This is a genomic window from Thiorhodococcus fuscus (assembly GCF_042682685.1).
Classification (GTDB): Bacteria; Pseudomonadota; Gammaproteobacteria; order Chromatiales; family Chromatiaceae; genus Imhoffiella; species Imhoffiella fuscus.
In genome coordinates, this window is the sequence record NZ_JBHUHX010000021.1 from 60932 (window position 1) to 79077 (window position 18146).

The following is an 18146-nucleotide window of genomic DNA, read 5'->3' on the forward strand; positions in this document are numbered from 1 at the left end:
TTCGACCCGATGAGCGGACTACAGCCACTGGGCAGCGTCGATATCTGCTTGGTCACCATGCCTTTCGTCGATCTCTGCCGACCCTCGATCGCTCTCGGTCTTCTGAAATCGGCCTTGAAGTCATCGCCCTATCGGGTGTCCGTGAGTTACGGCAACCTGTTGTTCGCCGAGAAGGTCGGCGTCGAGCGCTATGGGTTGCAGAAGTTCGGTCGCCAGACACGGTTGGCCGGCGACTGGGTGTTCGCACAGGCCGCCTTCCCCGAGCATGTCACCGACACCAGCGATTTCGCGCAGCAGATCGCCCAGGACATCCGCCGGCTCGCCGGACTCGACAGAGATCCCGAGACCCTGAACCGGCTCGCCGAATTGGTCCTCGATTTGCGCGACCAGGCGACCGCCTTCGTCGATGAGATGGTCGAGTCGGTCTTGGCTCAGACGCCGCGAATCGTCGCCTGCACCTCTGTTTTCCAGCAACATACGGCGTCGCTCGCGCTCCTGCGCAAGCTCAAGGAACGCGACCCGGAACTCATCACCATCATCGGCGGGGCCAACTGCACCGGCGTCATGGGCGTGGCCAACATCGAGTCGTTCCCCTGGATCGATGTCATCTTCTCGGGCGAGGCCGACGATCAGTTCGCGCCCTTGATCGATCATCTCATGCGCTCGGGGCTCGCCGGACTGGATGCGGCCTGCCTGGAGGGTGTCATCACCAAGACCTCGGCGATTCAATTGCGCGATGTCTCGGGCAAGGATCTGCCGTGCGCCTTCGTCAGCGATCTCGTCACGTCGCCGCAACCCGACTACGAGGATTATTTCACCACCCTGCGACAGGTCTCCTACCGCGATCAGATCGTTCCAGGCATCCCGCTGGAATCGTCGCGCGGCTGCTGGTGGGGGCACAAATGCGGCTGCACCTTCTGTGGGCTCAACGGCCATAACATGCGTTACCGCGCCAAGCGGGCGGATCAGGTGCTGAACGAGATCCGCTCGCTACGCCAGACGTATGGCATCGAGCGCATCGAGTTCGTCGACAATATCCTCGACATGGGGTTCTTCGACGACCTGCTGCCGCGTCTGGCCAACGAACCCAGGAAGTTCAACATCTTCTTCGAGACCAAGGCCAACCTGACCAGGACGCAGGTCGGGCGGCTCAAGGCGGCGGGGGTCGGCTGGATCCAGCCCGGCATCGAGGCGCTGCACGACCAGATGCTGAAGCTGATGAACAAGGGCACTACCAACGCGATCAATCTGCAATTGCTGAAATATGCCTGCGAATTCGGATTGCGCGTGATCTGGCATGTGCTCTATCGCCTCCCGGGAGAGGAGGACGCCTGGCACGGCGAAAGCGCCAAGCTCGTCCCGCTGCTGCATCATCTGATGCCGCCGACGAATTTCGTCCCCGTGACCGTGCAGCGGTTCAGCGCCTACCACGACGATCCGGAGAAATACGGCCTCAAGCTTCAGGTCGCGCCCGGTTACCTCGACATCTATCCGCTCGACGTGGAGCGGATCGGGCAACTTGCCTATTTCTTCGATAGCAATCTCGACTATCCCTCCGCGCACGACCGGCACGATGGCTTTCTCGCATTGAACAAGGCCATTCGTGATTGGAAGCGTGCCTTCGCCAATGAGGATGCGCCGCCGATCCTCGGCATGCGCGACGAGGGAGAGTCCATCTTCATCCTGGACACGCGTGCGTGCGCCACCGAACGGCGTTTCCGCCTGGAAGGCATCCAGGCCGATGTGCTGCGCTGCTGCGATCCCGCGCTTCGCTCCGAGCGGCTGGCCCCGGTACTGGCCGAACATCATGGCCGGCGCTACACCGAGTCGGCCATCGCCCAGGCGGTCGAGGCGTTGCGCGAACGGCGTCTGCTGGTCGAGGTGAGCGGCAAACTGCTCCAGCTCGCCGTTCCTGGCGAGATCCCGGATCTGCCGGCACGCTCGACCTTTCCGGGCGGCATCGATGCGCCGCCCAATCTCGCCGCCTTGATCGGGGCCAGCGCGAAGACAGCGGTCGCGGCATGATCGAGCGAGTGCTCGACGAACTGCTGGCCAAGGCCATGCCGCGCGAGGAGACGGATGTCTTCCTGGTTCGCATGCCCTTCCCGTCGCTGGAATATCCCTCCATGGCGCTCGGCCTGCTCAAGGCCGCGATCGCCGACCGGCCGCTCGACTGCCAGGTGGTCTATGCCGATCTGTTCTTCGCCGAACTGATCGGGTTACCCGCCTATCGCATGCTCAATATCGGCGACCGTTACGACATGCTCGGCGAGTGGGTCTTCGCCGGCGCCGCCTTCCCGGGTTTCGAGCCGGACAACAGCCGGCACGTCGAGCATTTCGCGACGGCCTTCTGCCGCAAGTTCACGGCCGACCCGGCGGCCGATCTCATCGCCGAGATCGTCGACGAACTCCACCTGCTGCGTCAGGCGGCGACCGGCTTTGTCCAGGCGCTGGCCCGCTTCATTGTCGCCAAGCGGCCGCGTTTGGTTGGATGCAGCTCCACCTTCGAGCAGCAGGTGGCCTCGATCGCATTGCTGCGGGCCATCCGCGCGCGTGACCCGAGCATCGTCACGCTGCTCGGCGGGGCCAATTGCGAGGCCGAGATGGGGCTGGCCACAGTGCGCACCTTTCCCTGGATCGACTATGTCTTCTCGGGCGAGGCCGATCTGGCGTTTCCGCACTTCTGCGATCTGCTCGTGGCGGAAGGGGCCGCCATCCCCACCGAGTCACTGCCGTTTGGCATGCTGAATCGCGAACTGGCCGAGCGGATCGCCGCGCAACAGGAGGGGGGCGAACAGGTTCCGGTTCCACGCGCCATCCTGCGGGAGATGGACCGCTCGCCGGTCCCGGACTACGCGGACTATTTCGAGCAGATGGCGGCGATGTCCTACCACGACCGGATCACGACCGGGATGCTGCTCGAGACCTCGCGCGGCTGCTGGTGGGGCGAGAAGAAGCCCTGCACCTTCTGCGGACTGGCCGGTTGCGGCATGACCTATCGCTCCAAGTCCCCGGCGCGCGCCTTGTCGGACTTCGACCGCGTGACCTCCAGTTACCGCAAACGTCGCTTCGCCCTGACCGACTCGGTGCTGGACATGGGTTACTTCCATACCGTACTGCCCGAACTGGAGTCGCGCGGCGCGCCCTACAGCATCTTCTGCGAGGTCAAGGCCAACCTGTCCCGCGCGCGGATGCGTCAGCTGCATGCCGCCGGCATCCGCTGGTGCCAGCCGGGCATCGAGGGTCTGCACGATGCCATGCTTCGGCTGATGAACAAGGGGACGGGGACGCTGATAAATGTCCAGTTCCTCAAATATGCCTGCGAGTTCGGCATCTACCCGATCTGGCACCTGCTGGTCTGTTTCCCCGGCGAGGACGATGCCTGGCATCTGGAGACTGCGGCCTGGCTGCCATTGATCTTCCATCTCCAGCCGGTCCAGGGGATCAAGCCGATCCGCTATGACCGCTTCAGCGCCTATCAGCGCCATCCCGAGCGTTATGGCATCGATATCGTCCCCTTCGATTGCTATCGAAGCATCTATCCCGAGGACGACGAGACCATCGGCCAATTGGCCTATTATTTCCAGGATGCCGATCCGACCCGCCAATTCCAGTTCGGTGAGATCGACCGCCCGGGCGTGCAGGCATTGCTGCAACGCGAGCGTGAATGGGGTGCGGCGCACCTGATCGGCGATCTGAAACCCATCCTGGCGATGACCGATCGTGGCGATGAGATCGCGATCCTCGACACTCGGCCTTGCGCCCCGCAGCGACGTTGCACCCTGACCGGTGCGCAGGCCCGGGTCTATCGTCTGTGCGAACCGGCGATCAGGATGGAACGTCTGATCGAGCGACTCGGCGAGGGCGACGGGCCGGTGCTCGGCGAGACCGAGGTCCGGTCCATCGTCGCCGATCTCGTCGAGCGCAAACTGTTGCTCATGATCGCCGACGAGATGCTGGCCCTGGCCGTCGAGGGTCCGCTGCCCGACACGGAGCATCGCCGCCAGTTTCCTTCCGGGGACGCGCCATTGCCGACGCTGGTCGGGCTGCGCGCCGAGCGTCGACGCCGATCATGGGGTGTCATCCAGCGTCTCGATTGATCGACGTCGTTCCGAGGGGCTTTCCAGTCAACAAACGAGGGAGTCGATTCATGTCCGCGAAACTCAGCATTACCGGCGAGACGCTCTGTGTCGAGATGATCGGCTGGCACAAAATCTGGTCCTTCAAGGGCCAGATCAGCGTGCCGATCGGTCATGTCGAGTCGATCCGGATGGGTGGCGAGGAGGCGCGCGACTGGCTCTCCGGCATCAAGCTGATCGGCGCACGGGTACCAAAACTGATCAAGGCCGGAACCTTCCGCACCCATGGCGAACAGGTGTTCTGGGATGTGCGCGACCCCGACAAGGCGGTCATGATCGACTTGCATGATGAGAAATTCGCCAAATTGATCATCGAGGTCGCGGACCCACAGGCCGCGATCGCCGAGGTCGAACAGGCGATCGCCCAGTCGGGTAAGAGCGGCACCGAGGGCGGGCAGTGAGTTGGAGCGGCTTCAGGACGCTCTTGATCGACAGCGGCTATCTGGCCTTCTATCTGGCCTGGGGAGAGGGCAACCGGCGGCGCGACGCCTGGCGCGAGCGCCATGCCGCGCTCGAATCGCCATTGCGTTCACTGGTGGGGCTGTTCCTGTGCGGCGAGCCGGTTCCGAGCGAGGAGGTTGCCGCGCTGCTCGACCCGGATGTCAGTGAGCGCCTGCACGCGGCAGGGATCATCCGCACCCGCGATGGCCAGACAGAGAGCAACGGTTTCACGCTCGTCGTCGTGCGCTCGCTGCTGATCTTCTGTCAGGGCGGCATGAATCCGGCGGTCTATTTCGGCCGCGACAGTCTCGCCCTCGCTCTGTTTCAGGGCAGGCGCGACGGTGGCCGAACGCTCGATCTCTGCGCCGGGGGCGGCATCCAGGCCATGCTGGCGGCGCAGTTCGCGCGCGAATCGCATGCCGTCGAGGCCAATGCGACTGCCATCGCGCTGGCCCGGCTCCATCTGGAGCTGAACGGCCTGGCGGGACGTGTGATCCTGCACCAGGCACGGGTCGAGACGTTCGCGCCCGAATCGCTCGGCCCCTTCGACCTCATCACCTTCAATCCGCCCCTGATCCCGCTACCGTCGGCGTTGCCGTTGGCCGTCGTCAGCGACGGCGGTCCCGATGGTCTGGACGTGACTCGCGCCATCCTGCGCCGCTACGCCGCGTCCCTGGCGTCGGGCGGTGCCTTCGAGTTCATCGGTCTGGGCCTGGGGCGGGATGGCGTGCCCACCTTCGTCGAGCAGTTCTCCCAGGACGTTCTCGGCTATGCGGTCGAGGGCTTCGTCACCCTGTACGGACGCGAACCGCTCACCCTCGACGCCCCCCTGTACCGCAAGCTGCTGGTACAGCTTGCGCTCTATCACCGCCTGCCGGCAGAGATCTGTCACGCCATCTGCGACTATCACTGGGAACAGCTCGCGGCCAACGAATGGTGCCTGTTCTTCGCCCATCTGCGCCCCGGACCGACGCAGCGGCTGCAGGTCCATGATATCGCCCAAGACCGCTGCAACTGGTTTCGCTGAATGGACGCGTCGCGGCCCAGGGTCATCCTATTGAATGGCGTGAGCAGCGCCGGCAAGAGCAGCATTGCCCGGGCATTGCAGGAGACGCTGGACGGGCTCTATTTCTTCGTCGAATTCGACGGCTTTCTCGGCATGGCCCCAGCGCGTTACAAGAGCGACGCCGTGCTCTGGTCCGCGCATCAGGCGCGGATCATGACGGCCTATGGCACCGCTTTGCTCGCCTATCTGGACTGCGGACTGAACCTGATCCTCGACAATGTCCTGCCTTGCGGAAGCCACCTCTTGAGTCGACTGACCTGCATCCTGTCGCCCTACGAGGTCTATTTCGTCGCCGTACACTGCCCGCTCGTCGAATTGGAGTCGCGCGAACTGCGCCGTGGCGATCGTCCGGTCGGTCAGGCGCGCCTGCAGTTCATGAGCTATGGCGTTCACGAGCATGGCCACTACGATCTGCAACTGGATACCTCACGGTTCGGTCCGGTCGAGGCCGCCGCCCATATCAAGCAACGCGTCGAATCCGGACCCGCCCCCGAGGCGTTTGCCGCCTTGCGCGCCGAGGATGCGTGGATCGAAGGGCGGCGGATGGCGGCCGATGGAGACGATCAGCGCGACAGTCGCATCAGCGGTCGGTCGATGCGCGCCTGATCCGTCGACCGCCCCATCATGCGAAAGGTCGTGAAATCGGTATTCCATTCCATCAGGTTGAAATACCAAGCGAACTCCTGGCCATTGTGACCCTCGATATAGAGCACGTCGCAGCGTTGCGCGATCTCTGAGAGGAGCTTGTTCCGGTCTCGGAACGGGCTGGTATAGAGCACGGCCAACAGCAGGATGGTGTCGTAGCGCTCGTCGAGCACATCGGTCGCAAAAATGTCCTCGATATCGGCGCAGATGAAGCGAATGCCAGCGCGATGGCGGTCGTTGAGCGCCTCGGCCCGCTCGATCAGCGCCGGCTCGAACTCGACCCCCGTCAACCGGGTCGCCCCCAGACGCCCGGCCTCGAACAGCATACCGCCCAGATTGCAACCGAGATCGAGTACCGATTTGCCAGCGAAATCCACGGGGTCGAACATGCGTATCCGTTGCGCGCAGTCACGCGCACCGCTGATCTGGCCCAATTCCGGAAAAGACTGGTAGGTCTGTTCGCTGTTGCCGACAAAGTCGAAGAGCTTCTTCTTATTCGCAGACATGATCGAATCCTGTGGTTTCGGCTGTTGCAAAAATCAGGTGGTATGAACATTGACAGAAATCGCCTAAGGTCAAGCGATGCCAGTCAAATTCGCCCGAGTGCCCTTTGCCATCATTCTTCTTGCTCTGTCTCTGCCGGGCTGCGAGCGCGCGCCCGAGGGCGATGGGCCGCCGATCCTCGGCTGGTACGTCTTCAAGGAACAGTCCGGCGCCTTCGAGCAGGCGGCCGAGCGCTGCTCCAATCGATCCCAGGGACGCTACCGCCTGACACTGGAATACCTGCCCACCGACGCCGATCTGCAGCGCGAGCTGCTGGTGCGGCGTCTCGCGGCGGGCGACCGGGATATCGATCTCATCGGCATGGACGTCATCTGGACCGCCGAATTCGCCGAGGCGGGCTGGATCCTGCCATGGCCCGGCGACCGGGCGGATCGGGTGCGAGAGGGGCGCATCGCCGGTCCGCTCGCCAGCGGTTCCTACCAGGGGCGTCTCTGGGCCGCACCCTTCACCACCAACACCCAGCTGCTCTGGTACCGCACCGACCGGGTGTCGGCACCGCCGCCGACCTGGGACGCCATGATCGACGCGGCCGAGTCGATCGGCCGAGGCGGTCTGATCCAGGCCCAGGGCGAGCGCTACGAGGGACTGACGGTCTTCTTCGTCTCGCTCCTCGCCTCGGCCGGCGGCTCGGTGCTGGACGAGAGCGGTCGCCGGGTCTCGCTGGAGACGTGGCCGACGCGCCGGGCGCTGGAGGTGATGCGGCGTCTGGCCCGTTCGTCCGCCTCGGATCCCTCCCTGGCGAGCCGCCGCGAGGACCAGTGCCGTTTGGCTTTCGAGAGCGGCGACTCGGCCTTCATGCTCAACTACACCTATGTCTGGCCGAGCGCCCGGGCCAATGCGCCCGAGGTCGCCGAGCACATGGGCTGGGTGCGCTGGCCCGCCGTGGATCCGAGCCGCGCGAGCCGGGTGACCGTCGGTGGAATCAACATCGGTGTCGGCGCCCACGGACGGAATCCGGACCTGGCCTTCGAGGCCGCCGAGTGTCTGGTCTCGGAGGCGAACCAGCGCCTGGCCGCCCGGCTGGGCGGTCTGCCGCCGACCCTGTCCAAGCTCTACGACGATCCCGAGATCCGGGAGGTCTTCCCCTTCGCCGAGGTGCTGCGCGCGACGCTGGCGGACGCGGTCCAGCGGCCGCGCACCCCGCTCTACAGCGACATCTCCATCGCCATCTCCCGCACCCTGCATCCCCTGAACGAGATCGATCCCGAGCGCGACGTCGAGCGGCTGCGCCAGGCGGTGCGGCGCGCGCTCAACTCGGAGGGGCTGCTGTGAGCCGATCCGATCGGGACGAACGCCGGCTCGGCTGGCTGCTGTGCGCACCGGCGGTGCTGGCGATGCTGCTGGTGACGGCCTATCCCATCGGCTATGCGGTCTGGCTGTCGCTGCATCGCTACGATCTGCGCTTTCCCGACCGCCAGTCATTCGTCGGGCTGGCCAACTATGCGAGCGTCCTGACCTCGGAGGTCTGGTGGCGCGCGGTCTTCAACACACTCTTGGTTACGGTCGGCTCAGTCGCCGTCGAGCTGCTGCTCGGCTTCGCCCTGGCCCTGGTGATGCATCGGGCACTGGTCGGGCGCATCGCGGTGCGGACCGCCTCCCTGGTGCCCTATGCCATCATCACGGTCGTGGCGGCACTAGGCTGGCGCTTCGCCTTCGATCCCACCACCGGGTTCGTCAATGCCCTGCTGGGGATCGACCAGGCCTGGCTCTCCGAGCGCTGGTCGGCCTTCTTCGTCATCATCGCCACCGAGATCTGGAAGACGACCCCGTTCGTCGCCCTGCTGCTCCTGGTCGGGCTGACCCTGGTGCCGCCGGATCTCATCCGCGCCGCCCGCGTCGACGGGGCGACGGCCTGGCAGCGGCTCCGCTACATCACCTTGCCGCTGGTGAAGCCGGCCATCCTGGTCGCCCTGCTGTTCCGCACCCTGGACGCCTTCCGCATCTTCGACACCATCTATGTCCAGACGCGCGGCGCCCAGGACACGGAATCGGTGTCCATCCTGGCCTATCAGGCGCTGATCGCGCGGCTCAACCTGGGGCTGGGCTCGGCGGTCTCGGTGCTCATCTTCATCGGGACACTCCTGATCGCGCTCTTCTACGTGCGTCTGTTCGGCTCCGGCGTGCTCGGACGGGCAGGGGGGAGGCGATGAGCGGGACGCCCGTCGAGCCCCAGGGTTCGCTGTCCGAGCGTCTCTTCTGGCGCTTCACCGTGCTGGTGCTCGTTCTCTATGCCCTGCTGCCGGTCGCCTGGCTGACCTCGCTCTCGCTCAAGCCCTCCGGCGACCTGACCGACCGCCGCTTCTTTCCGCGCTCGATCAGTCTGGAGCACTATGCCGCCGTGCTCAGGGATCCACAGTTTCCGGCCGCACTGGGCAACTCGCTGGGGATCGGGCTCATCGCCACCGGGATCTCGGTGGCGCTCGCCACCCTGGCGGCCTATGCCATCGTCCGGCTGCGCTTTCCCGGACGCCAGGCGGTGCTGGTCGGGGCGCTGGCGGTCGCCATGTTTCCGCCCATCGCCGTCATCGGTCCGCTGTTCGATCTCTGGCGTCTGCTCGGGCTCTTCGACACCTGGATCGGGCTCGTTCTGCCCTACATCAGCCTGACCCTGCCACTCGCCATCTGGACCATCGCCGCCTTCTTCCGCGAGATCCCCTGGGAGCTGGAGCAGGCCGCGCGCGTCGACGGCGCGACCCGGATGCAGGCCTTCCGGCTCGTCATTCTGCCCCTGGTCGCACCCGGCGTCTTCGCCTCCGCCATCCTGGTCTTCATCTTCGCCTGGAACGACTTTCTCTTCGCCGCAGCCCTGACCTCGACTACCGACTCGCGTACCGTCCCGGTCGCCATCGCCTTCTTCACCGGCAGCTCGCGCTTCGACCAGCCGACCGGCTCCATCGCCGCCGCCTCGGTGCTGGTGACCATTCCGGTGGTGGCGCTCGTCCTGGCATTCCAGCGCCGCATCGTCGCCGGACTGACGGCGGGGGCGGTCAAGGGGTAGTCGAGTTCGGGGCACAGACACCTGTCCGAAACGGAGACATCATGGCCGAGATCATCCTCGAAGGCGTCACCAAGCGGTTCGCCGACGGCACCGTCGCCGTGCGGGACGCGTCCTTCAGCATTCATGACGGTGAACTCTTCATCCTGGTCGGACCCTCGGGGTGCGGCAAGTCGACCCTGCTCAACATGATCGTGGGTCTGGAGGAGATGAGCGGCGGCGATCTGCGCGTCGACGGTCGCTCCATGCGTGGCGTGGACCCCAAGGACCGCGACATGGCGATGGTCTTCCAGAGCTATGCCATCTATCCGCACATGAGCGTGGGGGAGAACATCGCCTTTCCGCTCAAGCTGGCGAAGGTGTCGGCCGAGGAGACCGCGTCGCGGGTGAGCCAGGTCGCCGAGATGCTGGGACTCTCCGAACTCCTGGACCGCAAGCCGGAGACGCTCTCCGGCGGACAGCGCCAGCGTGTCGCCATGGGACGGGCCATGGTGCGGCGTCCCAAGGTCTTCCTGCTCGACGAGCCCCTCTCCAACCTGGACGCCCAGTTCCGCGGCCAGATGCGCGCCGAGCTGGCGCGGCTCCAGCGCCGGCTCGGCGTGACCACGGTCTACGTGACCCACGATCAGACCGAGGCCATGACCCTCGGCGACCGCGTGGCCATCCTGCGCGCCGGCGAGGTCCAACAGGTCGCGACGCCGCGCGCGCTCTATTCGGCTCCGGCCAACCTCTTCGTCGCCGGTTTCATCGGCACGCCGCCGATGAATCTGCTGCCGGCGAGGATCGGGGACGATCGACTGTTTGTGGCTACGGCCGAAATATCGCTGACGCTCGACGAGCGGGCCGCGATCGATCTGCCGAATGGTCCACTGATCGTGGGGATTCGTCCCGAGTCCCTGGTGCCGGTGGATGACGCGGAAGCGGCGTCCTCGTTGCGCGGTACGGTCGATCTGGTGGAGTGGCTGGGCTCGGAGCTTTTCGTCCACCTGGAGCTGGGAATGGCTGGGCTCGAGTCGCCAGCAGCCCTGGTTGCTGCCGGCGTGACTTCCTCGGCGGGTGTGCAACGATTGATCGTGCGCCTGGATCCAGATGCCTCGTTCGAGAGAGGCCAGGCTCTTAGGCTAGGCGTTCCTCTATTCAGTCTGCATCTCTTCCACCCCGAGACAGGTGACCAGGTACGCGCGACGGTCTGATCGATCGCGCTCGATACCCGGATAGACTCCTTGTGAGCGTCTTCTCCGAGTCGTCCGATCAGTGTCCGAATCGGCTCACCATGCCAGACATGGACGCGTGGGAGGATTCGAGTTCGCGGATCAGCGAACCTAGATCGACCATGGCGCCGGCGATCTCGGTCGATTCCTTCTTCACCTCATGGATGTCCTCGGAGATCGTCATGGAGGTTGCGTTCTGTTGCTCCGCCGAGCTCGATATCAGCGCCATCTGGCTGCGGATCGCCTGGATCTGCTCGTAGAGGCTCTCGATATTGCGTAGCGATCGCTCGCTGTTCGACGAGGTTTGCTGGCCCGTCTCCCGGATGCTTTCCATGACCCCTTGTAGCTGCTCCGCCTCGCTCTTGATGCCGGCGAGAACCTGTCCGATCTCTCCTGTCGCCTCTTTGCTGCGGATCGCCAGCTGTCTGACTTCGTCGGCCACGACCGCGAATCCGCGTCCACTCTCCCCGGCGCGGGCGGCCTCGATCGCGGCATTGAGCGCGAGCAGGTTCGTTTGCTCCGAGATGGCGTTGACGCTGTCCAGGATCTGAACGATGGATTGTGTCTTGACGTTGAGGCTTTCGGTCGTGGCGAAGGCGCGGTCGTTGATACTCACCAGATCATCGATCGATTGCTGGGCTCCCTGGTTCATTGCGCGCGCCTGCCCCGAAAGTTCTGTGAATTCCTGTGCGCTTTCAAGGGATTCGTTCGCGGCCTGACGGATCTGCTGCGCCTTGTCGGTCAGGTCTTGAATGGCTTCGGCGATCTCCTGCAGTGCGCTGTCGGACTGCTTGACCACCTCACCGACTTGATTGGAGACCTTTTCGAGCCGAAGGATACCGCCGCTCATGAACTGGACGCCCTGTACCAGCTGCTCGACGACGGATGCGAGATTCGAGGCCATGCGGTCGATCGCGCGCGAGATGGAACCCAGCTCGTCTCTCGATGTGTCGTCGATACTGACCGTGAAATCGCGGGTTTCGGTGATGCGGTCCAGGGTGGATTTGATGCGCTCGATCTTGCGCGTGAGCTTGAGCGTGACGGCCACTGAGATCCCGACGATGAGGGCCAGCAGGATCACGGCGACCAGGCCGGTCGTGATCACCGCCAGCTTCGCCCCGGAGCGGTGCTGTTCCATTTCGGCGACGATGATCGTCTTGACCTCGTCCATGATCGATTTGACCTTTCCGATCTGGCCGGTTGCGGTCTTGAACCAATCGGCCGGGGTTGGGTAGTCGGAGGGATTCAGGCGGCCGTTTTCATCGAGCAGACGTTTCAGCACCTGCTTCATCCTGGTCCCCGTATCCGATTCCAGGATGGTAGCGAAGGGCTCTGCGAATTCGGGCGTCGCCACCGTTTCGAACAGGCTCTCGGCGCGGTGCAGGTCGGAGACATAGATCCGTAACGCCTGCTTGGCGGCCGGGTCGATCTCCTGAGCCGCCAGGATTCCGTTCACCTTGCCGCGGATCTGCCCCAGCTTCTCCTTGACCTCGGACATGTGCAGCGACATCAGCAGTTGTCGACGCTCCAGCGGGTTGTCGACGTTGACAATGAAGCGCACGAAGAGATCGGCGGCATGGGCGTTGACGTCGGAATAATATTGGAAGGCACCTTTGCCATCGCGTGCATCGACCTGGGTGCGAACGGTTTCCCGCTCATCGACCAGAGCGAGGAACTGGTCCACTCCCTTGGCTAGATCCGGGTAGGGTAGCCGTTGATCGTCGATCAGAGCGCGGAGGCGATCGATGGCCGCATTCGCCTTCTGTCTCTGTGTGAGGATCCGTTGGTGCAGTGTCGTGGATCCCGATCCGATGTAGCCTGCCGAGAGACCCCGCTCGACCGCGAGATGATGCGCGATGTCATCGATCCCATAGGCGTAATCGACGAGTCGCTCATTGATTCCGGCCTTCGCATAGCGGTCGAACTCTTGACTGATCAGGGTTCCCGAAAGCGCCATCAGCGAAACGAAAGCGATCGAGAGGATGGTGATCAGCGTGGCCTTCAGGCTCAGATGATTGAACATGGACATCTCGAATTCCCGGGTCTGCTTCGTGGTCGAAATCAGGGCGGCGTATGCGTTTTGTCGAATGCCTCGGGCCGGACGATACGCGCGGAACCCGATGTCTCCAGTTGCCTGTCGGACCTGGTCGTGGATCCTTTATGGGGAGAAAAACGGATATTTATCTTATAGATCGTTGAAGAGAATTGTTTTTGCTTGGGCGCTACGAGGCTCGAGTTGCCACGGATCGGATCGGCCGGCGAGTTCCGCTCGCTCGATTCATGGGTCGGTGATGTGATTTATTGTGGTCTTTTTGTGTTCATTCAATGACCCGGGCGCACTCGCCGTGTCTGGTGGTCCGCCGACGGCATCACAGCCGTGCGGGACGCGACCTTTGCCGTTCGCGACGGCGAGCTTTTTATCCTGGTCGGGCCCTCGGTGTGCGGCAAATCGACCTTGGTCAACATGATCGTGGGGCTGGAGAAGATGAGCGGTGGCGATCTGCGGGTCGATGGCTGGCCCATGCGCGGCGTGGATCCCAGGGACCGCGACATGGCGATGGTTTTCCAGAGCTATGCCATCTACCCGCACATGAGCGTGCGTGAGAATATCGACTTTCCGCTCAAGCTGGCGAAGGTGCCGGCCGAGGAGACCGAGTCGCGCGTGAGTCAGGTCGCCGAGATGCTGAGACTCTCCGTACTCCTGGACCTGGGAGCGGTTCGGATCGAGTTGCCACCCGCTCTCGTCACGGCCGGGCTGAACGCCTCGGCGGGTGCCCCCGGCTGATCCTGCGCCTGGATCCGAATGACCCGATTCAGACAGGCCAATCTCTGGGGTTGGGTGTCGATCTATCCGGCCTGCATCTCTTCCGCGCCGAGACCGGCGTCAATCAGCGCACGGCCTGATCGAGTGAACTACGGAGCTCCATGTCTTTCGATGTCTTTTTCCTACTCGGCGCCGGCTTCCTCGGTGGTGTCCTCAACTCGGTCGCGGGCGGAGGAAGCTTCATCACCTTTCCCGCGCTCCTCTGGGCCGGCGTACCGCCCATCAGCGCCAATGCCACCAATACCTTCGCAGCCTGTGCCGGTTACCTGAGCGGTACGCTCGCCTTCCGCGAGGATCTCCGAACGGAAAAGGCGGCGCTCGCGGGGCTGCTGGTCATGAGCCTCGCCGGAGGAATCCTCGGCGCCTGGCTACTGATGCAGACGCCGGAAGCACGCTTCCGCGAGGCGATCCCCTGGCTCATGCTCATCGCAACCTTACTGTTCGCCTTCGGCGGCAGGCTCAACGGCGTCCTCAAGGCGGTCGCCGCTCGCTACCGCCATGCCTCAAGCCTTGGGCGTATCCTTCAGCAGCTCATGCTGCTCGCGGTCTGCATCTACGGCGGATTCTTCAACGCCGGCCTGGGCATCGTCATCCTCAGCTACCTTGTCCTGGTCGGACACACCAACATCAACGTCATGAACGGCCTCAAGCTCTTAGCCTCGTCCGCCGTCTCAATCATCGCCATCGCGCTTTTCATCTGGGAAGGCGCGATCGCGTGGCGGGAAGGGGGCCTTGTTTTGCTCGGCACGCTCGCGGGTGGCTACGCCGCAGCCCATCTATCGCGCACACTCCCGCAGGCACAGGTGAGGACCTTCGTCCTCGTGGCGAGCGTGGCGATCACCGGCTATTTCTTCCTCGAGACGTATGGAGCTTGATGCGACCTGCGCGCGCTTGCGGTCTCGCCGACGGTGACGACGACAGCGAGCGGCAGATCGACATCCCTGGCCATGGGGTCGGCAGGGCTGACCTCGGTCGGACGCTGTGCGCCCGACATGTCAGTTCGGGAATGAGAGGGGCGGCGTTAGATCACTTCCGCTGCGAAGCCCTCCTCCTTGATGGCGGCGATCAGCGCCTCGGGATCGGCGCTGCCGGTGACGACGGCCTGCTTGTCCTCGAGGCTGACCTCGGCCTGGTCCACGCCGGGCACCTGCTGAAGCGCCTTGGTCACGGCGCCGACGCAGTGCATGCAGCTCATTCCAGTAACTTGGAGCTTCGTTTTCATGGCATATCTCTCTATGGTTCGTGTGGAATATCAGATCCTTCACGCCGCCGGTCACGAGGCGGCCGGGGTCATCGGGTCTGCGGGCGTCTCGTCTGGCCCCGACTCGGCCTGCTCCGCCAGTGCGACCGGCTTCAACCGACGCAACCGCAAGCTGTTGGAGACGACGAAGAGGCTGGAGAACCCCATCGCCACCCCGGCGATCATGGGGTGGAGATGCAGCCCGAACGCCGGGTAGAAGACGCCGGCGGCGAGCGGGATGAGCAGGATGTTGTAGAAGAAAGCCCAGAAGAGGTTGCCGCGAATGGTGCGCAGCGTGCGGCGCGCCACGTCGAGCGCGGTGACCACGCCGCCGAGGTCGTTGCGGGTCAGGGTGACGTCCGCCGCCTCGATCGCGATATCGGTGCCGCTGCCGACGGCGATGCCGACCTCGGCTTGGGCGAGCGCGGGCGCATCGTTGATGCCGTCGCCGACGAAGGCCACGCGCCGCCCGGCGCGTTGCAGCTCCTGTACGGCCGCCGCCTTGCCGTCCGGCAGCACTTGGGCCTTGACCTCCTCGATGCCCGCCTGGCGCGCGATCGCCTCGGCCGTGCGCTGCGCGTCGCCGGTGATCATCGCCACCCGCAGGCCGCGCTTGCGCAGCGCCTGGATCAGGGCTGGCGCCTGCGGTTTCAGCGGGTCGGCGACGGCGAGCAGCGCCCGTGCCTCGCCGTCGACGGCGAGATAGATCGGGGTGCGCCCGGCGGCGGCCAGGCGCTCGGCCTGTCGCTCCAGCGCCTGGGTGGAGATCTGCTCGCGCCGCAGCAGACGCTCGGCGCCGAGCTGAACGTTCCGGCCATTCACGCGGCCCTGCACGCCGTAGCCGGGCAGGGCCTGGAAGTCCTCGACGTCCGCCAGATCCAGTCCCTGCTCCTTCGCGGCCGCGACGATGGCGGCGCCGAGCGGATGCTCGCTGTGCGTCTCCAGCGCGGCGGCGAGCGCCAGGGCGGAGGCGGTGTCGCCGTCGACGGCCACGAGGTCGGTCAGGCGCGGGCGGCCCTCGGTCAGGGTGCCGGTCTTGTCGAAGACGACCGTATCCACATGGGAGAGCGTCTCCAGTGCCTCGCCCTTGCGGTAGAGCACGCCCAGCTCGGCGGCGCGACCGGAGCCGACCATGATGGCGGCCGGCGTGGCGAGGCCCATGGCGCAGGGGCAGGCGACCACCAGCACGGAGACCGCGCTGACCAGCGCCAGCGTGACCGCCGGGGGCGGGCCGAGGGCCATCCAGGCGACGAAGGTGATCGTCGCGATCAGCAGGACCAGGGGCGTGAACACACGGATGACGCGGTCCGCCAGGCCCTGGATCGGCAGCTTGGAGCCCTGGGCGCGCTCGACCAGCCGGACGATCTGGGACAGCACGGTGTCGCGCCCGACCTGGGTCGCCCTGATGCGCAGTACCCCGTGCTGGTTGATGGTGGCGCCGACGACGCGGTCTCCGACCCCTTTGGAAACGGGCGCCGGTTCCCCGGTCAGCATGGATTCGTCGACGTAGCTGCTGCCCTCGTCGACCTCGCCGTCGACCGGGATGCGCTCGCCGGGGCGCACGACCAGTCGCTCGCCGGCATGCACCTGGTCGACCGGCGCCTCGGTCTCGGCGCCGTCGCGCAGCACGCGCGCGGTCTTGGCCTGCAGCCCGATGAGCTTCTTGATTGCGCTCGATGTGCGGCCCTTCGCCAGTTCCTCGAGGTATTTGCCGAAGAGGATGACCGTGATGATGACGGCCGCCGAGTCGAAATAGACATTGCGCGCCTCGGGCGGGAAGAGGGACGGCGCGAGCACCACGGCGAGGCTGTAGGCCCAGGCGGCGCTGGTGCCGGTCATCACCAGGCTGTTCATGTCCGGCGATAGGTGCCGGAAGGCGATCAGACCGGGGCGGAAGAAACGGCGGCCGGGGCCGAGCAGCACGGCCGTGGTGAGTAGCGCCTGCACCCCATTCCAGACCGTCATTGGAGCGATCGCGCCCAGTCGTTGGGCGAGGCTCGGGATCATGTCCGCACCCATCGAGAGCACCAGGACCGGCAGGGTCAGACCGACGGCCAGCCAGAGGTCGCGGCGCATCGCGCGGCGCTGGTCCTGATGGGCGTCCTCGGCTTCCGCGCCAACGCCTTCATCGTTCAGCGGACGGGGCTCGTAACCGGCCTCGGCGATCGTCTGCGCGATCCCGGCCGGGCTCAGCATCTCCGGCAGATAGCGCACCGTGGCGCGCTCGGTCGCGAGATTGACGCTGGCTTGCACGACGCCCGGCAGTTTCCCCAAGGCGCGCTCGACCCGCGCGGAGCATGCCGCGCAGGTCATGCCGCCGACGCCGATCTCGTGTTCCTCGATGATCGGCGTGTAGCCGGCCTCGGTGATGGTCTGGACGATAGTTTCGGGCTGGAGCGCGGCCGGATCGAAACGCAGACTCGCCCGTTCGGTCGCCAGATTGACGCTCGCCTCGGAGACCCCGGGCAGCTTACCCAGGGCGCGCTCGACACGCGACGAGCAGGACGCGCAGGTCATCCCCTGAACGCCGAGTTCGAGCTGCTTCAGCTGGGCCTGTTTGAAGGTCTCGGTGCCGGCTGCGGCCGGCGGGGCAGTATCGGTGGTCATTGATCCTCTCCGTTCAGGGCGCCGAGAATCGGGCAGTCGACCGTCGTCGCACGGTGGCCGGGGCAGTGCTCGGCGAGCCCGGCCAGGGCCTCGCGCATGCGCTCGAGGTCGCGGATGCGCTGCTCGATATCGGCGATCTTGGCCTGCGTCAGCGCCTTGACCTCGCCGGCGCTCGCGGCCGGATCGCCGCTGAGCGCCAACAGCTCCGCGATCTCGCCGAGCGAGAAGCCGAGCGCCTGGGCGCGGCGGATGAAGCGCAGCCGCCGCACGATGCCCGGCTCGTAGAGCCGATAGCCGGCCTCGCTGCGCTGCTGGGGCGCGATGAGTCCAAGCCGCTCGTAGTAGCGCAGCGTCTCCACGCTCAGGTCGGCCTGCTTGGCGAGCTTGCCGATGGTCAGTGGATGCATCGTCGAT

16 protein-coding genes are annotated in these 18146 nt (G+C 65.2%); 11 read left to right on the top strand and 5 right to left on the bottom strand.

All coding sequences use genetic code 11. The annotated features are described in order from the left end of the window. The first annotated feature begins 9 nt into the window (after positions 1-9). Genes ACFSJC_RS10180 through ACFSJC_RS10200 form a run of 5 tightly spaced genes read left to right on the top strand, consistent with a single transcriptional unit; the run spans position 10 to position 6252 of the window. The gene (locus ACFSJC_RS10180) at positions 10-2025 is read left to right on the top strand and encodes a RiPP maturation radical SAM C-methyltransferase (RefSeq protein ID WP_386026296.1); all 2016 of its coding nucleotides are present in this window, start codon (positions 10-12) and stop codon (positions 2023-2025) included. Further along, on the top strand, positions 2022-4100 hold the full coding sequence (locus ACFSJC_RS10185; RefSeq protein WP_386026298.1) for a RiPP maturation radical SAM C-methyltransferase: 2079 nt from the start codon (positions 2022-2024) through the stop codon (positions 4098-4100). Before ACFSJC_RS10180 ends, ACFSJC_RS10185 begins: the two co-directional genes overlap by 4 nt. A 50-nt stretch (positions 4101-4150) precedes the next feature. Further along, positions 4151-4540, top strand: a complete 390-nt coding sequence (locus tag ACFSJC_RS10190; RefSeq protein ID WP_386026300.1) for a hypothetical protein — start codon at positions 4151-4153, stop codon at positions 4538-4540. After that, positions 4537-5607 (top strand): DUF7059 domain-containing protein, encoded by a 1071-nt coding sequence (locus ACFSJC_RS10195; protein ID WP_386026301.1) that lies wholly within the window; start codon positions 4537-4539, stop codon positions 5605-5607. The genes ACFSJC_RS10190 and ACFSJC_RS10195 overlap by 4 nt, the downstream gene beginning before the upstream one ends. Further along, a complete protein-coding gene (locus tag ACFSJC_RS10200) occupies positions 5608-6252 on the top strand; it encodes a chloramphenicol phosphotransferase CPT family protein (RefSeq protein WP_386026303.1) in 645 nt (214 codons plus the stop codon). Here ACFSJC_RS10200 and ACFSJC_RS10205 read toward each other — a convergent pair. Further along, positions 6210-6797, bottom strand: a complete 588-nt coding sequence (locus tag ACFSJC_RS10205; protein ID WP_386026305.1) for a class I SAM-dependent methyltransferase — start codon at positions 6795-6797, stop codon at positions 6210-6212. The genes ACFSJC_RS10200 and ACFSJC_RS10205 overlap by 43 nt on opposite strands. Before the next feature lie 76 nt (positions 6798-6873). Between ACFSJC_RS10205 and ACFSJC_RS10210 the strand changes: the two genes are divergently transcribed. From ACFSJC_RS10210 to ACFSJC_RS10225, 4 genes are read left to right on the top strand one after another with little or no spacing between them, the layout of a single operon-like run. Continuing rightward, a complete protein-coding gene (locus tag ACFSJC_RS10210; RefSeq protein ID WP_386026307.1) occupies positions 6874-8127 on the top strand; it encodes an ABC transporter substrate-binding protein in 1254 nt (417 codons plus the stop codon). Continuing rightward, complete coding sequence (locus tag ACFSJC_RS10215; RefSeq protein ID WP_386026308.1) at positions 8124-9005, top strand: carbohydrate ABC transporter permease; 882 nt, start codon at positions 8124-8126, stop codon at positions 9003-9005. Before ACFSJC_RS10210 ends, ACFSJC_RS10215 begins: the two co-directional genes overlap by 4 nt. Further along, complete coding sequence (locus ACFSJC_RS10220) at positions 9002-9853, top strand: carbohydrate ABC transporter permease (protein ID WP_386026310.1); 852 nt, start codon at positions 9002-9004, stop codon at positions 9851-9853. Before ACFSJC_RS10215 ends, ACFSJC_RS10220 begins: the two co-directional genes overlap by 4 nt. A 41-nt stretch (positions 9854-9894) precedes the next feature. After that, on the top strand, positions 9895-11043 hold the full coding sequence (locus tag ACFSJC_RS10225) for an ABC transporter ATP-binding protein (RefSeq protein ID WP_386026312.1): 1149 nt from the start codon (positions 9895-9897) through the stop codon (positions 11041-11043). Positions 11044-11101: 58 nt separating this feature from the next. Here ACFSJC_RS10225 and ACFSJC_RS10230 read toward each other — a convergent pair whose 3' ends face one another. Continuing rightward, on the bottom strand, positions 11102-13084 hold the full coding sequence (locus tag ACFSJC_RS10230; protein ID WP_386026314.1) for a methyl-accepting chemotaxis protein: 1983 nt from the start codon (positions 13082-13084) through the stop codon (positions 11102-11104). A 354-nt stretch (positions 13085-13438) separates the two neighbouring features. Here ACFSJC_RS10230 and ACFSJC_RS10235 point away from each other — a divergent pair, with 354 nt between their 5' ends. After that, positions 13439-13846, top strand: a complete 408-nt coding sequence (locus ACFSJC_RS10235; protein ID WP_386026316.1) for an ATP-binding cassette domain-containing protein — start codon at positions 13439-13441, stop codon at positions 13844-13846. Positions 13847-13986: 140 nt separating this feature from the next. Next, positions 13987-14760, top strand: a complete 774-nt coding sequence (locus ACFSJC_RS10240; protein ID WP_386026318.1) for a sulfite exporter TauE/SafE family protein — start codon at positions 13987-13989, stop codon at positions 14758-14760. A gap of 146 nt (positions 14761-14906) precedes the next feature. Here ACFSJC_RS10240 and ACFSJC_RS10245 read toward each other — a convergent pair whose 3' ends face one another. The 3 genes from ACFSJC_RS10245 to ACFSJC_RS10255 are packed head-to-tail and all read right to left on the bottom strand — an operon-like array spanning position 14907 to position 18139. Continuing rightward, positions 14907-15107 (bottom strand): CopZ family metallochaperone, encoded by a 201-nt coding sequence (locus tag ACFSJC_RS10245; RefSeq protein WP_386026319.1) that lies wholly within the window; start codon positions 15105-15107, stop codon positions 14907-14909. 51 nt (positions 15108-15158) lie between these two features. Beyond that, on the bottom strand, positions 15159-17732 hold the full coding sequence (locus ACFSJC_RS10250) for a heavy metal translocating P-type ATPase (RefSeq protein ID WP_386026321.1): 2574 nt from the start codon (positions 17730-17732) through the stop codon (positions 15159-15161). After that, positions 17729-18139 carry a heavy metal-responsive transcriptional regulator gene (locus ACFSJC_RS10255; RefSeq protein WP_007039766.1) on the bottom strand — a complete coding sequence of 137 codons (411 nt, stop codon included), beginning with the start codon at positions 18137-18139 and terminating at the stop codon, positions 17729-17731. The genes ACFSJC_RS10250 and ACFSJC_RS10255 overlap by 4 nt, the downstream gene beginning before the upstream one ends. Between the last annotated feature and the right edge of the window lie 7 nt (positions 18140-18146).